The sequence below is a fragment of the Mesorhizobium sp. NZP2077 genome, assembly GCF_013170805.1.
Lineage (GTDB): Bacteria > Pseudomonadota > Alphaproteobacteria > Rhizobiales > Rhizobiaceae > Mesorhizobium.
In genome coordinates this window covers 236,304-251,082 of record NZ_CP051293.1, presented here as the reverse complement: position 1 = coordinate 251,082, position 14,779 = coordinate 236,304, and the positions used below count along the sequence as shown (strand labels likewise).

The window sequence follows — 14,779 nt, the reverse complement described above, 5'->3', positions numbered from 1 at the left end:
CCTTGCATTTAACGCGCCGTCAGCTGCCGTCGCCGGACAAAGCTATCCAGCGCTGATTGAGCTTGCTCAGTCACCCTAAGAATTGCGCCGTCAGCGCTCAGTTGAGGTGTGGTACGAGCAAGCCGGTGCAGGGATGCTGCCGCGATGTGTATCAAGGTGAAATTTGCAGGGCGCGCAAGCGACCCGCCCAACAGTCTGCTTGCATAACCCTTTCCCTGCCCTCCAGTCGCTAAGGACCAGACTTCGCGAGCACTTGAAGGAAATAGTTTTTCGGGACGGAGAGTGAGTCCGAGAGACTCGGCCCAATCGTACCATTTGAATCTGTGTTGTTTATGGATGGGGCGAACGGCGACCCAAGGGGTTCGGAGTGCATCCGCCACGATAGCGCCGTGCATTGCCTCCGTGATCAAAATACCCGTCCGTGTGATTTCAGACAGGATCGTTTCGACGGAGGCAGTTGGGTCTATCAAATGAACGCCTGCAAGCCGGCAGACTTCGCGCCATAATCCCCGGTCCAGGCTTTCATAGTGCGGCATGAAAGAGATGGCTATGTCTTTAGCTGGGGCCGGAATTGGTAGTGCGCGAAGAAGGATTGCACTGTCCGTAATCGCGCTCTTCTCCGGAACAGACAAAACTTGCGCAGTTCGCGGACCGCGAACGAAAACAATCTCCCATGATCCATCATGAACATCTGGGGGAGGCGAGTATCCCCCGTATCCGGAGCCGACCACGATTTTGCGTGGGGCTTTTGGATGATAGTCCCACAGAATTGATCCTATTCCAACAAAGAGTTCACCTTCGTCATCATCAAGAAAGCCGGAAGGGAGGAGTTGCCTCCACATGTAGGCGTTGAGTTCATCACCAAAATTTGGAACAGGGCTCTGAAAATAGGTTAGTTTCACAACGTCAACTCCGGCCCCTGCTCTTGATAAGTGAGAAAACATATCGGAGCCGGCTATGAGACATGGAAGCAAGGGCTGCGGAGTACACCAGTCCTGCGACGATCACCTCTCCTGCAGCCCGGATACTGAACGAAGCGTCCCCAAGGTAGCGATTCACCAATATAACTGAGATCAGCATCAGCGCCACAGCGCATGTCGGTGAGACGAATTGTCGGAGATAAGTTGTCGCAGGTATATCAAGAGTTTTAACTGTCATCGCCACTGAGACAGGCCATATCGCAAAAGTCTTGATAGCGATTGCAGAGACGACTGCCAGAATACCGTAGCGGTAGAACACTATGACGAGAAGAATATTCAGCATCTGCGCCACCAATTGGTAGCAGAACCACCAATCGGTTTTGCCTTGGCTATTGATGAGAGAGCTTTGCAGAACGCCAATGCAACTTAAAAGTCCGATGGAACAAAACACCTGTATCGGCGCAATTGCCTCAGACCAATGCGATCCGAATATCAAAGGTATCGCATCACCGGCGATGGCCGCAAGGCCGACAAAAGCCGGAAATGAGACCGAAGCAGAGGCAAAAGTACCAAGCAGGAATGCGTCCTTGAGCTTGTCGCGTTCATTCTGAAGTGACGATAGCAAGGTGTGCGATACTGCGCCGAGTGCCCCTGCTATCACATCGTTCAGTATGGAAAAAACGCGCTTCGCAAAGTTGAAAACGCCTAGGGGCGCCGGCCCGACAAGGGCGCCAATTATAATCTGATCGAAACTCATAAGCTGGAGAAAGCGGTTTCCTGAAGCGAAAAGGCCGTAACGTCCAACGTCCAGAAGCGACTTCGCCCTGATTTCGATTCCAGGTCGCCATCCTGCGCTCCAAAACGCCGCAACGCATGAAACGATCGACAGGCAGAGCTGCGAGACCGCCAGAGCCCACAAGCCATAGCCCATAACCAACATACAAACGCAGACAACGCCAGACAGGCTCGCAGCCAAGGTGGTTCTCATGGCGATCAGCCCGAACGACATCGTTCTCGATATCAACGCATTCGGAACGGCCGCACCCAAATCGAATAGAACACGAGAGCCGAGAAGAGGCAGGAGGCCAACGATGCCAGGCTGATCAACGAATCTCGCTATTGGCCCAGAAAATATAATGATCAATGCATACAGAATGGCCGCAGACACCATGCAGAGCCAAAAGACTGAATCTAAGTGGCTCTTGTCTAACGACGAGCGCTGAACAAGCGCTTCCCCGAACGCGCCGGGTGCAAACGCACTGGCCAACGCAGCTAAGCTTCCTGCCAGAGCTACAAGACCAAAGTCGGTAGGCATCAGATAGCGAGAGCTGATTATGAAAACAATGCTGCTGGATAATGTAGGCACGACTGCGTTTATCGTGGACCAGAACACCCCTCGCATAGCTGCAACTGAACGCCGCGACGAGAGATGTGCGTAAGTTTTTCCATCTATATTAATAGCGGTTTTCATTTCTTGATCTCTCGGAAATCAATGCCCGCGAAACGGCTCCATTTCTCGCCGATTATGAATAAGGCTTCCATGTAGCCGCGAGCGCGCCCGCCTGACGACAACAGCAACCGCCATGGTAGGGGCTGCGCGATTGTGCTCTCGATAGCCCTAGCCCTAACACGACTCCAAACCAGGAGGCCGTATGGCGGATAGACTGAACTGGCTTCCAAATTCAGGATTCCTGATTTTTGCGCATATCCCCGCCCGGAAATCTGCGCCCGCCGCCCAACTCAGGATACGGCAATAATTTTGCAGTGCAACAGAAAATGTCCATCGCCGCGCCAAAAATGTTGCGATGCAGCAAGAGCTGTACTAGCATCCCTGTGGGTGGGGTCAAACAGCGGTCGAGTTTTCATGCTGCATGTCTTGTACCTGGTGCACGATGTTTCCGATCCGGCGGTTCGCCGGCGGATCACAATGCTCAGGACGGGCGGCGCCCGGGTTACCCTGGCGGGCTTCCGCCGTACCGAAACCCCGATTGCCGACATAGAAGGATTGCGCCCGATCGACCTTGGCGCGACGCGAGACGGCCGATTCGCCCAGCGCCTGGTGGCCGTGGCGACAGCCGCGATTTCAATCGGTTCAAAGCTTGCGAACACGCCGCGGCCCGATCTCATCGTCGCGCGCAATCTGGAAATGCTGGCGCTGGCCCGCCGCGCCAAATCGACCTTCGGCGCCACGGTGCCGATCGTCTATGAATGCCTCGACATCCACCGCCTGGTGCTCCGCGACGATATTCTCGGCAAGGCGCTGCGCGCCACCGAGCGCCATCTGGCGCGCGACGTGAAGCTGCTGGTGACCAGTTCGCCCGCCTTCATCGCCAATTATTTCAAGCCGTTCCGCCAGGTCGCCGCTCCCGTCGAGCTGGTCGAGAACAAATATTTCGAGGCGGCAGCGATCTTGCCCGCCGAACGCGAGGCCGTGGAAGGGCCTGCCGCTCCGCCATGGCGGATCGGCTGGTTCGGAGCGCTGCGCTGCCGCCGCTCGCTCGAACTGCTGGCCGATTTCACGCGCCGCATGGATGGACGTTTCGAAGTCGTGCTGCGCGGCCGTCCGGCGCTCTCCGAATTCCCGGATTTCCATGCCTTCGTCGATGCCGAGCCTCACCTGTCGTTTCGCGGGCCGTACCGCAATCCGGAGGACATGGCGGCGATCTACCAGGACGTCCATTTTTCCTGGGCGATCGATTTCTTCGAAGAGGGGCAGAATTCGGAATGGCTGCTGCCCAACCGCCTCTATGAAGGCTGCCGCTTCGGGGCGGTGCCGATCTCGATGTGCCACACGGAGACCGGACGGTTCCTCAGCCAACAGGACATCGGCGTCCTGTTGCCGCAGGCTTCATCGGACGCGCTCGAAACAGCACTCGGCAAGATGGAGGAGCACCGCTACGGCAGGCTGAAGGCGCGCGTGTTTGCCCGCAATCCGAGGACCTGGAGCTACGATCGCAGTGATTGCAGGGCGCTGGTCGAAAAACTGCACCGCCTGACCACCGTGCGCGAACCCCTCGCGACTGAAGCCCTGGCATAGGATGAACATCGCCCGATGACGCAAACGCTTCCCTCCAGCCTGATCGTGGTCCCCTGCCTGAACGAGGCAGCCCATATCGGTGCGCTGCTTGATCAGCTGCGGCCCTCCGCCGAAAGGCTTGGCGCCCGGATCATCGTCGCCGATGGCGGCAGCACCGATGGCACGCTGGCCATTGTCGAGCAGATCGCCGCGAAGGATGAGCGCGTCATCCTGCTGCACAACAAGCGGCGCATCCAGAGTGCGGCGATCAATCTCGCCGTCGGCACGTTTGGCGAAGGCGCGCAGTATCTGATCCGTATCGACGCCCATGGCGGCTATCCCGACGATTATTGCGATCGGCTGATCGAGGAAGCACTGGCCACATCAGCGGATTCGGTCGTGGTTTCGATGCTGACCAGCGGCAGCGGTGCTGTGCAGAAATCGGTCGCGGCGGCGCAGAATTCAAAACTCGGCACCGGCGGCTCCAAGCATCGTCACCTCTCCGCCGGAGAATGGGTCGACCACGGCCATCACGCACTGATGCGGATATCGGCCTTCGGCGCAGTCGGCGGCTATGACGAAACCTTCAGCCACAACGAGGATGCCGAGCTCGACTACCGGCTGCGGCAGGCCGGCTACAAGATCTGGATGAGTGGCAAGACGCAGATGGTCTACTATCCGCGCGCCTCGCTCAAAGGTCTCTATTTCCAGTATCTCGGCTATGGCCGCGGCCGCGCCAAGAATGTGCTGAAGCACCGCGTCATCCCGAAAGTCCGGCAGATGGTGCCACTGGCGGTCTTCCCGGTGGTTCTTCTGGCGGCCTTCTCCTTCGTGCAGTGGATCGCGGCGGTGCCGCTGCTGATCTGGGCAGCGGTATGCCTGTGCTACGGCCTGGTGACGGCCATCCGCCAGCGCAATGCCGACATTGCGTTGGCTGGCGTCTCGGCCATGGTCATGCATTTCGGCTGGTCTGTCGGCTTCTGGCTGCAGCTTCTCGGCCTCTGCGCGCGACGCGGGGTGGCGTGATGGTGGTTCAGGCCAAGAACCGCAGCATCGATATCGGCGTCTGCACGTTCCGGCGTCCGGAACTGGCGGATACGCTGCGCTCGCTTGCCGCCATGGAGATGCCTACAGGGTTCGATATCGGCGTCATTGTCGCCGACAATGACGACACGCCAAGCGCGCAGGCCCTGGTGACGGCACTGTCGCAGGAATTGAAATTGCCGGTCCGCTACCGGCATGCCCCGGCGCGCAACATCTCGGTCGCCCGCAACGCTTGCCTTGACACCAGCGCGGCGGATTTCCTCGCCTTCATCGATGATGATGAGACTGCCTCTCCCCGTTGGCTGGCCGAGCTAGTAGCGACGGCCGAGGACAGTGGCGCAACAGCCGTGCTCGGCCCGGTGCGGGCGCTTTACCGCCCGGATGCGCCCGACTGGATGCGCCGCGGCGATTTCCATTCGACCTTGCCGGTCTGGGTGCACGGCGAGATCCGCACCGGCTACACCTGCAACGTCCTGCTGCGCATGGGATCGGACAGCCTGCGCGGTCGTCGCTTCAGCCTGGCGCGTGGCCAGACCGGTGGCGAAGACACCGAGTTCTTCGATCAGATGGTCAAGGCCGGCGGCCGCATCGCGTTTTCTCAAGAGGCCTGGGTGGACGAGGTGGTGCCGCGCTCAAGGGCCGCGTTCGACTGGCTCGGCCGCCGTCGCTTCCGCGTCGGTCAGACGCATGGCCACCTTCTCGGCAGCAATGCGCGCGGCATCGGGCTGATCAAGCATGTCGGCCTGGCCTCCGCAAAGGCAGCCTTTTGTTTCGCCGCGGCACTTCCCGTCGTCGCCAGCCCGGTGCGCAGGAACCGCAGCGTGCTGCGCGGCATCATGCATGTCGGCGTCGTCAGCGGCCTTGTCGGCATCCGCGAGATACGCCTCTACGGCCAATCCTCGCCTGGGGAAGGAGGCACGCGTGCAGCCTGACGTTTCCCCAACCCCCGATGTTTCCTTCGTCATTGCCGCCTACAATGCCGAGGCAACACTCGACCGGGCGATCACCAGCGCCATCGCGCAGAAGGATGTCAGCGTCGAAATTATCGTCGTCGATGACCAGTCCCGCGATGCCACGCTCGATGTGGCGCGGGCCTATCCCGGGGACGTCGTGCGCGTCGTCGCCCTGGCCAAGAATCGTGGTCCGGGCGGTGCCAGGAATGCCGGGCTCGACGTCGCCCGCGGCAGGTGGATCGCGGTTCTCGATTCCGACGACGCCGTCTTTCCCGGCCGTCTCGCCGCCATGATCAACCGTGCCGAAAAAGCCGATGCCCAGATCGCCGTCGACAATCTCCAGGTCGTCCGCGAGGACCGTGTTGTCGAGGATGCGATGTTCCCGCGGCAGTATCTGGAAGGCCTGCGCGAGATAACGCTCGCCACCTACATCGCCGGCAACATCGTCTTCGAATCGAAGTTCAACCTCGGCTACCTCAAGCCGATCTTTCAGCGCCGGTTCCTGGACGAGAACCGGCTTCGCTATGACGAGAAACTGAGGATCGGCGAGGACTACATCCTGTTTGCCGAGGCTCTGGCCAAAGGCGGCCGATGCGTGGTCGAGCCCGAGATCGGCTATGCCTACCATATCCGCAGCGGCTCCATCTCGCGTGTGCTCGAGCTTCACCATGTCGAAGCGATGCGCAAGGCGGATGCTGCATTCGCACAAACTCATCAAATGGACGAGGCGGCCCAGGCGGCTTTCGCCCGGCGCGGCCGCAGCCTGCGCAAGGCAGCCTCCTTCCTGGCGATGGTTCAGCACATCAAGGCGCGGTCCCCGCTCAAGGCGATCCGGACGGCGCTCAGCGACCCGGCGGCGGTCAGGCATATGGGGATGCCGATCGCCGTGCGGTTGCGACGAGTAGCGGCACAGTTTGCCGTGGGGGTGGGGAGGTGAAGATGCAGGCACATGGAGGGATTTTTCGTGGCCTGTGAAGGAACTGCAGTCGATCTCCTCAGAAGGAATTTGCGATGAAGAAAATCAGGAAGGCCGTGATACCGGTAGCGGGGCTTGGAACACGGTTCCTGCCGGCGACCAAGTCGATGCCGAAGGAAATGCTTCCCGTCGTCGACAGGCCTGTCGTGCAATATGCGGTGGACGAGGCCTTCGCGGCCGGCATCGAGCACATCGTGTTCGTGACCGGCCGCAACAAGGCGGTCATCGAGGACTATTTCGACCTGCATCCGGAATTGATCGGAACCCTGGAGCAGACCGGCAAGAAGACCCAGCTGGAGGCGCTCGAAAGCATGCTGCCGGTGGCCGGTGCCACCTCCTTCATCCGCCAGCAGTCGCCGCAGGGCCTCGGCCACGCCGTCTGGTGCGCCCGCGAGGTCATCGGCAACGAGCCCTTCGCCCTGCTTTTGCCTGACATGGTGTCCTTCGGCGGGCGAGGATGCCTCGCCGAAACCGTCGACCTTTATGAACGCACCGGCGGCAACGTCATCGCCGTGGAGCGCTGCGATCCGAGCGAGACCAACAAATACGGCATCGTTGGCCGTGGCGCCGATATCGGCGGTGGTTTCGAGGTCACGGCCATGGTCGAAAAGCCGGCCCCGGCCAACGCGCCGTCGAACTTCTACATCAACGGCCGCTACATCCTGCAGCCGGAGATCTTCGCGCTGCTGGGCAATCAGCAGCGTGGCGCCGGCAACGAGATCCAGCTGACCGATGCCATGGTCCGCCTGTCGAAGGGCCAGCCGTTCTTCGCCCAGCCTTTCCTGGGCCGCATGTTCGATTGCGGGTCCAAGGAAGGCTTCATCCAGGCCAACATCGCCTTTGCGCTGGCGCGCAACGACATGAAGGGCCCGATTTTCGAGATGCTTCAGGAGTTCGTCCGGTCGCATGAACGTCAGGAAGAAGCCGCATAATGCCCATCTTTCGGGAGTATTGCCGGATGGCTGGCGGCGCGGGGCCGAGGGGCCCGCGCCGTCTGGCATGAAGCTTGCGTTGCCTTTGGCGATGCTCCCGATCTTCAAGGCGCCTGTAAGCTAGAATTGGACCGACGATGAATTATGCCAACTTTCCTCTCGACAAGAGGATGCCATTGCCGAATTCGGACGCAGGAAACGGCGAAGACTTCATCGATATCGAGCGGCTGCTTGGCATGGCTGCGCGGCAAGCCAAGGTGGTTGCCGTGTGCGCTGCCATCGGTCTTTTCCTGGGCATGCTCTATCTACAGACAACGCCGCCCAAATATGTGTCGATCTCGAGCGTGCTCATCGACGAGGGGCTGAACAAGATCGTCGATGACATTTCGGCGGCGTCGACGACGATGCAAACCGATTCCGCCATTCTGAGCCAGATCGAGATCCTGACATCGACGCGGCTCGCCGCCGTGGTCGTCGACAAGCTGAAGCTCAGCCAGAACGATGCCTTCATGAACCCGCCCCAGTCGGCGCTGGCCAAGGGCGTCGGTTTCATCCGTGGGCTGATCCAGCTTGTCCGCCCCAGCCCCACCATTCCCGGAGTTGGCGACATCAGCAAGCTCGACCCTGCAACCCGTGATGCACTTATCGCGACCTCGAGCCGCGACTACGCAATCCTCAAGCTGCAGAACGAGGTGAGGGCGGAGCGTGTTGGGCGAAGCTACGTCATCGCGCTCGGCTATCAGTCGACCGACCCGGCATTGTCGGCGGCGATCACCAAGGCCTATGCCGAGGCCTACCTGGCCGACCAGCTCGATGCCAGCTTCGACGCCACCGAGCGCGCGGCGGTCTGGCTCCAGGGCCGCTTGACGGAACTGCGCGAGAGCTCGCAGCAGGCATCGCTCGCGGTCGAGAAATTCAGGGCCGAACACGGCCTCTCCGCAAACAGCGATGGCCAGCTGATGAGCGACAAGCAGCTTGCCGATCTGAATGCCCAACTCATCGTGGCGCAGGCCGACACGGCACGCGCCAGTGCGCGTTACCAGCAATATAAGGCTATTATCAACAGCGGCTCCGACAACGCTTTCAATGACGCCGCAATATCGGCTGATCAGCCCAGCAGTTCGGTCATCGCGGCGCTGAAGACCCGTTATCTGACGGTTGCCAAGCGGCTGCAGGACGTCGAGGCCAATTTCGGCCCGCAGCATCCGCAGGCGCTGGCGCTGGCCAAGGAGAAGGCCGACATTTCGACGCAGATTTTCGGCGAACTGAAGCAACTCACCGAAAGCTATCGCAACGAGTATGAGGTGGCGCTCGCGCGCGAGACCGCGCTCAAGGCCAATGTCGCTGCCGCACAGGGCAAGAGTTCCATCGACAACCAGTCGCAGGTCCAGTTGCGCGACCTAGACCAGAAGGCGACGGCGCTCACCACGCTCTATCAGACGTTCCTCGGCCGCTACGAGGAAGCCGCGCAGCAGCAATCTTTCCCGGTAGGCAAGATCCGCATCATCTCGGATGCTTCGATGCCGCAGGCAGCTTCGAGCCCGCGCACGATGGTGGTGCTTGGGCTGTCGCTCGTGCTCGGTGTGCTGATGGGCGCCGGCTTCGGCGGCCTCAACGAATTCAACGAGCGGTTCTTCCGGACCGGCGAGGAGGTGCGCGACCGCGTCGGCCTCAAATTCCTCGGCTACCTGCCGACCATCGGCAGCAGACCCGCCAAGGATGACAAGCAAGCTGAGGCTCAGCCGGATGCCAAGACCGCCAGGTCGCCGGCCGCCATTGAAAGGCGCGCACGCATGCGGGTGAGCATCGACGCTCCGGCGTCGATGTTCTCCGAAACGCTGCGCAGCGCCAAGATCGCCTTCGATGTCGTGATGGAAGGCCAAGGCAGCCGCGTCGTCGGCGTCATCTCGGTGCTTCCCGGCGAAGGCAAGTCGACGGTCGCGGCCAATCTCGCCGGGCTGCTTGCGGCCAACGGCGCCAAGACGCTGCTCATCGATGGTGACTTGCGCAATCCCGGCCTCAGCCGCAGCCTCGGCATGGAGGCCGAGCAAGGCCTGATGGAAGCCGTGGTCAACGGCCAGACCTGGCAATCCGTCGGCAAGATCGACCGGCAGACCAAGCTCGCCATCATCCCCGCCGTGCTGCGCGGCAACTTCTCGCACACCAGCGAGCTCTTGTCCTCGGCCGGAATGCGGCGTTTCATCGAAAACGCCAAGGAGACGTTCGAATACATCGTCGTCGATCTGCCGCCGCTCGGACCGGTGGTCGATGCCAAGGCCTTCGCGCCACTGGTCGACGGCTTCGTGCTGGTCACCGAATGGGGCCGCACGCCGCGCGCCATGGTGCGGTCGATGCTGGAATCCGAACCCTATGTCGCCAACAAGATCGTCGGCGCGGTGCTGAACAAGGTCGACCTGAAGAAGCTCGCCAAATACGGATCGTTCGGCGCGTCGGAGAAATTCTTCGACAAATATTCGAGCTACTATCTCGACAAGTCGGAAGTGCGCACCAAGGCAGCGGTCTGATTGATCCCGCCGTTTCTGGTGAGGCCAGCCGCGTCATCGCGGCTGGCGATGGCATTGGCTAAGCGGCCTTGAGCCGGTAGCGGAAAATCGTGTGGTCGAGCAGCAGCCGGATGCGCGGTTCGGCCTCGATGGCAACCAGCCAGCTTGCCGCGATCATGGTCGCGCCGACTGCTACCATCGACAGGAGATAAGGCACTCCGGCGCGGACCATCGCCCCGAGCATTGCCGCGCCGACGACGTCGTGGATCAGGTAGAGCGGATATGTCATCGGCCGATCCGGCGCCAGCCGCTCCAGCTGAGGTCGAGCCGCAGCGACCATGCCATCAAGGCAATCGCGACGAGGAAGATCAGGATTGGCGGCGCATAGGGCATCACTGCATTGACCTTGATGCTATGGACCTCGACGGAACTGGCGATCTGCAGCAGGCCGCCACCAAGGAACAGCAGGCAGAAAGCAAGGCGCGAGGGCGTCAGCGCCTTGAACTGCATCAGCCACAGCAGCACGCCGACCGCGACGAAGCAGCCATGATGCACCAGCGCAAGCCGCAGCCAGCCCGTCTCGGCAAAGTCGGCCCAGCCGAGCGGATAGTACAGGCACCAGAACAGCGTGCTGACAAGGCCGATGGCGATGGCGACCCCCTCCATCAGATGGAAGCGGCCAAGCTGCAGCAGGGCCCAGACGATGGCGTAGAAGGCGATCTCGATGCGGAGGGTCCAGTAGACGCTGTCCACCCACGGACCATATGGCGCGAACAGGCTGGTGCGGACAAGCCGGACCACCGCATAGGTCGGCCAGCTCAGGCCGTCAGCAGCAACAGCACGGCGGTGATGGGCGCGCAGATCCAGACCGCCGGCGCCAGCCGTTTGACCCTGGTCTCGAAAAACCGCAGCGGGGTCTACTTTTCGGCGCTGAAGGCAATGACGAAACCGCTGATAACGAAGAAGATTTCAACGCCGACCCAGCCCGACCCGACCCAGGCGCCTATATCAGGTTGCGGGGGAACACCGCCCGTGGCCTGCGCCGAGATGCCATCGGGATAGGCCCACACCCAGAAGCCATAGTGGTAGACCATGACCAGCACGGCGGCGAGAAACCGCAGGATGTCGACGCCGCCAAACGTAATTTCTGCTGAGCCATACCGCACCGCCGGATGGCCCCCCGTCAGACACTGTAGGGTGGCTTGCTCCATTGCACAATAAAAGTATTGCTTACCGATCAGGATAAGCTCTTCGGCAGGGAAAGCTGCGCGGATCGCTCCCGCGTCGGCCTCAAATCCCGATCCCGCGCTCCTTCATCGCAGCGGTGATCTCGTCGAGGATGGCCAGGTCGTCGATGGTCGCCGGCATCGTCCACGCCTCCTTGTCGGCGATCTTCTGCATGGTGCCGCGCAGGATCTTTCCCGACCGCGTCTTGGGCAGGCGCTTGATCGTCACCACGGTCTTGAAGGCGGCGACCGGGCCGATGCGCTCGCGCACCAGCGCGACGACCTCCTTCTCGATGGCGCCGCCGTCACGCGCGACACCGGCGTTCAGCACCACGAAGCCAAGCGGAATTTGCCCTTTCATCGCATCGGCGATGCCGACCACAGCGCATTCGGCGACATCGGGATGGGCGGCCAGCACCTCTTCCATGGCGCCGGTCGAGAGCCGGTGGCCGGCGACATTGATGATGTCGTCGGTGCGGGCCATCACATAGAGATAGCCGTCCTCGTCGATCATGCCGGCATCGGCCGTCTTGTAGAAGCCGGGGAACTCGTCGAGATAGGCTTGGCGGAAGCGCTGGTCGGCGTTCCATAGCGTCGGCAGGCAGCCTGCCGGCAGCGGCAATTTCACCACCACATTGCCCAGTATCCCGCGCGGCACTTCGTGGCCGGCGTCATCAAGCACGCGGATGTCGTAGCCGGGCATCGGTACGCCGGGTGAACCGTATTTCACCGGCAACAGGCCGAGCCCGGCCGGGTTGATGGTCATCGGCGAGCCGGTCTCGGTCTGCCACCAATGGTCGACCACCGGCACGTTGAGCTTCTGCTCCGCCCATTTGATGGTTTCCGGGTCGGCGCGCTCGCCGGCGAGGAACAGCGTGCGGAATTTCGACAGATCGTATCTGGGGAGGAACTCGCCCTTGGGGTCCTGCCCCTTGATCGCCCGGAACGCCGTCGGCGCGGTGAACAGCGCGACGACGCCATGGTCCGAGATGACCCGCCAGTAGGTGCCGGCGTCCGGCGTGCCGATCGGCTTGCCTTCGAACAGGATACTGGTGCAGCCATGCAGCAGCGGTCCGTAGACGATGTAGGAATGGCCGACCACCCAGCCGACATCGGACGCCGCCCAGAACACCTCGCCCGGCTTGACGCCGAACTCGTTCTCCATCGTCCATTTCAGCGCGACCATGTGACCGCCATTGTCGCGCACGATGCCCTTGGGTTGGCCGGTCGTGCCTGAGGTGTAGATGATGTAGAGCGGATCGGTGGCGAGCACCGGCACACAGTCGACATTGGCGCCGGCTGCCCGCTCGCGCGCAACGGCGTCGGCATAGTCGATGTCGAAATGATCTTTCAGGTCGCATCGCAGCTGGTCGCGCTGCAGGATCAGGCAGGCATCCGGCTTGTGGCGCGACATCTCGATCGCTCGGTCGAGCAGCGGCTTGTAGGCAACGATCCGGCCCGGCTCCAGGCCGCAGGAGGCCGAGATGATCAGCTTCGGCTTGGCGTCGTCGATGCGGGTGGCCAATTCATGCGAGGCAAAGCCGCCGAAGACCACGGAATGCACCGCGCCGATGCGGGCGCAGGCGAGCATGGCGATGGCCGCCTCCGCCACCATCGGCATGTAGATGATGACGCGGTCGCCCTTTGCGACGCCCCGGTTCTTCAGCACCGAGGTCAGCGCCACCACCTCGCGCTTCAGCTCGGCATAGGTGAATTTTTTCACCGTTCCGGTGATGGCGCTGTCGTAAATCAGCGCGATCTGGTCGGCGCGTCCGCCCGCGACATGCCGGTCGATGGCGTTGTAGCAGGTGTTGCAGGTCGCGCCTGTGAACCAGCGACCGTAGACGCCGGCAGCGGCATCGAACACCTTGTCCCAAGGCGAATACCAGTCGATGGCGCCGGCAGCATTCGCCCAGAATTGTTCCGGGTCGCGTGTCCAGCCGTCATAGACCTCGTGATAGCGTGAAGCCATCCGTAACCTCCCCAGGAACCATTTGCCGTCTTTGCCAACAGCCTATGCTGTTTTTTCCGGCGCTGTCTTCCCTGATTTTCGTCTGAACCGGTCCCGGCTCTATGATGAAACCGAGGTTTCAACCATCCAACTTGACGAGATCCTGGCCAACAGCACGACCGATTGTTCGGCGAGCTTCGAAGAAACACCACAAGGTGACAAGACACTTCAGGGGGACAAAGCCCTTCAGGGGGACAAGACAGGCAAGGCGCTCGGCTTCCGGCTGACACTGCAGGGACAGGACGGCAAGCCGTTCAAGACCCTACATGAGGACATGGCCGTGCCGGGCTCGAGGAACTGCCCGACCTCCTACAGCCTGTCGGAATCCTACGAATTCGCACCTTCCGGCAAACCGGCGGTGATTGTCGTGCTGGTGCAGCGCTTCAGCCAGGGCTTTGAAGGGCGCGACCGCCGCTTCCTTGCCGTGACCGGGCAGCCTCGGTGAGAGGCCGACCGGTAGCCGTCTAACGAACGGTATTCATTGGACAAATTCGATTGTACTAGATCGGCAGGGCCACAAGCATGAGGCCTACGCCGCCGAAGATCAAAATGGCTGCCGCCAGGGCTTTTCGATGACGTTCGAAAGTCGTCGGAGCCCGCTCCCAGTTGTAACGCATACGCTATCTCCCCAAAACCCCAGGAGTCCTTACCTTACTTAGGGGAAGAAATGCAACGGCCCTGCCGGCCAGTTCACCTGCTTGTCATCTAGCGTTGACGACTATTTCTGGGACGATTTCGGACTCAAGCAGGCACTTGAATGCGACTTCTCAATTGGGCAAACACCCTGCGAAGATGCAAAGCCGAACGAGCCGAGACGCCATCTCCCGGCCGGCCGATAGACAGCGCCCCACCACCGCGCTATCTCATTTCGGGGTTCTTGCATGGCTTGTTGGGGGTACGGGATGGAAATTGCCTCTGGAACGGTTTTGCGGTTGGCGGACGACGCCTCGGTCCAGCATGTCGGGGACGGTGCCGTCGTGCTTCTGGCGCGTAGCGGCCAGCTCTACACCTGCAACAGCACGACCGAAGCCTTTCTCGACAAGGTGGATGGTGCGCGCAGCCTCGACCAGATCGTCGGCCTGCTTTGTGCGGAGTTCGAGGTCGACAAGGATACGCTCGACGAGGACATGGCGGCATTGGCCGTCGATCTGGTCTCGGAAGGTATCCTCGCGGCCCCAGGTGCTTGATGGCTGAGGG

The 14,779-nt window shown here is 61.4% G+C and carries 14 protein-coding genes; 8 read left to right on the top strand and 6 right to left on the bottom strand.

Translation table 11 applies throughout. The annotated features are described in order from the left end of the window. Positions 1–8 precede the first annotated feature (8 nt). Complete coding sequence (locus tag HGP13_RS01145) at positions 9–902, bottom strand: polysaccharide pyruvyl transferase family protein (protein ID WP_172220356.1); 894 nt, start codon at positions 900–902, stop codon at positions 9–11. A 4-nt stretch (positions 903–906) separates the two neighbouring features. Further along, positions 907–2,391, bottom strand: coding sequence for a lipopolysaccharide biosynthesis protein (locus HGP13_RS01140; protein WP_210266339.1), 1,485 nt, complete (start codon positions 2,389–2,391; stop codon positions 907–909). A 393-nt stretch (positions 2,392–2,784) separates the two neighbouring features. On the opposite strand from HGP13_RS01140, the gene HGP13_RS01135 reads away from it, so the two are divergent. The 6 genes from HGP13_RS01135 to HGP13_RS01110 all read left to right on the top strand — a co-directional run bounded on the left by HGP13_RS01135 (position 2,785) and on the right by HGP13_RS01110 (position 10,366). Further along, a complete protein-coding gene (locus tag HGP13_RS01135) occupies positions 2,785–3,957 on the top strand; it encodes a glycosyl transferase family 1 (protein WP_172220353.1) in 1,173 nt (390 codons plus the stop codon). Between the two features lie 15 nt (positions 3,958–3,972). Beyond that, positions 3,973–4,962 (top strand): glycosyltransferase family 2 protein, encoded by a 990-nt coding sequence (locus tag HGP13_RS01130; protein WP_172220350.1) that lies wholly within the window; start codon positions 3,973–3,975, stop codon positions 4,960–4,962. Beyond that, positions 4,962–5,912: a glycosyltransferase family 2 protein gene (locus HGP13_RS01125; protein ID WP_172220347.1), complete on the top strand. Its 951-nt coding sequence runs from the start codon at positions 4,962–4,964 to the stop codon at positions 5,910–5,912. Before HGP13_RS01130 ends, HGP13_RS01125 begins: the two co-directional genes overlap by 1 nt. Then, positions 5,902–6,870 (top strand): glycosyltransferase family 2 protein, encoded by a 969-nt coding sequence (locus HGP13_RS01120; protein ID WP_172220344.1) that lies wholly within the window; start codon positions 5,902–5,904, stop codon positions 6,868–6,870. Before HGP13_RS01125 ends, HGP13_RS01120 begins: the two co-directional genes overlap by 11 nt. Positions 6,871–6,944: 74 nt before the next feature. Further along, entirely contained in the window at positions 6,945–7,841 is an 897-nt protein-coding gene (locus HGP13_RS01115; protein ID WP_172220341.1) for a UTP--glucose-1-phosphate uridylyltransferase, read from the top strand. A 137-nt stretch (positions 7,842–7,978) separates the two neighbouring features. Beyond that, entirely contained in the window at positions 7,979–10,366 is a 2,388-nt protein-coding gene (locus HGP13_RS01110) for a polysaccharide biosynthesis tyrosine autokinase (protein WP_172220338.1), read from the top strand. A gap of 58 nt (positions 10,367–10,424) precedes the next feature. Here the strand turns inward: HGP13_RS01110 and HGP13_RS37715 are convergent, their stop codons facing one another. From HGP13_RS37715 to HGP13_RS01100, 4 genes are all read right to left on the bottom strand, one after another. Further along, positions 10,425–10,634: a hypothetical protein gene (locus tag HGP13_RS37715; RefSeq protein ID WP_246707249.1), complete on the bottom strand. Its 210-nt coding sequence runs from the start codon at positions 10,632–10,634 to the stop codon at positions 10,425–10,427. Next, on the bottom strand, positions 10,631–11,146 hold the full coding sequence (locus tag HGP13_RS37710) for a hypothetical protein (RefSeq protein WP_246707248.1): 516 nt from the start codon (positions 11,144–11,146) through the stop codon (positions 10,631–10,633). Before HGP13_RS37710 ends, HGP13_RS37715 begins: the two co-directional genes overlap by 4 nt. A 116-nt stretch (positions 11,147–11,262) precedes the next feature. Continuing rightward, entirely contained in the window at positions 11,263–11,511 is a 249-nt protein-coding gene (locus tag HGP13_RS37705) for an acyltransferase family protein (RefSeq protein WP_246707247.1), read from the bottom strand. A 124-nt stretch (positions 11,512–11,635) separates the two neighbouring features. Next, positions 11,636–13,543 (bottom strand): propionyl-CoA synthetase, encoded by a 1,908-nt coding sequence (locus HGP13_RS01100; RefSeq protein ID WP_172220335.1) that lies wholly within the window; start codon positions 13,541–13,543, stop codon positions 11,636–11,638. Positions 13,544–13,574: 31 nt separating this feature from the next. On the opposite strand from HGP13_RS01100, the gene HGP13_RS01095 reads away from it, so the two are divergent. Together HGP13_RS01095 and HGP13_RS01090 are read left to right on the top strand one after the other, a co-directional pair. Next, positions 13,575–14,027, top strand: a complete 453-nt coding sequence (locus HGP13_RS01095) for a DUF2259 domain-containing protein (protein WP_246707246.1) — start codon at positions 13,575–13,577, stop codon at positions 14,025–14,027. Positions 14,028–14,484: 457 nt separating this feature from the next. Then, positions 14,485–14,769, top strand: coding sequence for a PqqD family protein (locus HGP13_RS01090; protein WP_172220332.1), 285 nt, complete (start codon positions 14,485–14,487; stop codon positions 14,767–14,769). Positions 14,770–14,779: the final 10 nt, after the last annotated feature.

Excerpts from the sequence above, each read along its gene's own strand:
- HGP13_RS01140 (WP_210266339.1), bottom strand. The coding sequence starts at position 2,391 with ATGAAAACCGCTATTAATATAGATGGAAAAACTTACGCACATCTCTCG.
- HGP13_RS01135 (WP_172220353.1), top strand. The coding sequence starts at position 2,785 with ATGCTGCATGTCTTGTACCTGGTGCACGATGTTTCCGATCCGGCGGTT.
- HGP13_RS01130 (WP_172220350.1), top strand. The coding sequence starts at position 3,973 with ATGACGCAAACGCTTCCCTCCAGCCTGATCGTGGTCCCCTGCCTGAAC.
- HGP13_RS01125 (WP_172220347.1), top strand. The coding sequence starts at position 4,962 with ATGGTGGTTCAGGCCAAGAACCGCAGCATCGATATCGGCGTCTGCACG.
- HGP13_RS01115 (WP_172220341.1), top strand. The coding sequence starts at position 6,945 with ATGAAGAAAATCAGGAAGGCCGTGATACCGGTAGCGGGGCTTGGAACA.
- HGP13_RS01110 (WP_172220338.1), top strand. The coding sequence starts at position 7,979 with ATGAATTATGCCAACTTTCCTCTCGACAAGAGGATGCCATTGCCGAAT.
- HGP13_RS37715 (WP_246707249.1), bottom strand. The coding sequence starts at position 10,634 with ATGACATATCCGCTCTACCTGATCCACGACGTCGTCGGCGCGGCAATG.
- HGP13_RS01100 (WP_172220335.1), bottom strand. The coding sequence starts at position 13,543 with ATGGCTTCACGCTATCACGAGGTCTATGACGGCTGGACACGCGACCCG.
- HGP13_RS01090 (WP_172220332.1), top strand. The coding sequence starts at position 14,485 with ATGGAAATTGCCTCTGGAACGGTTTTGCGGTTGGCGGACGACGCCTCG.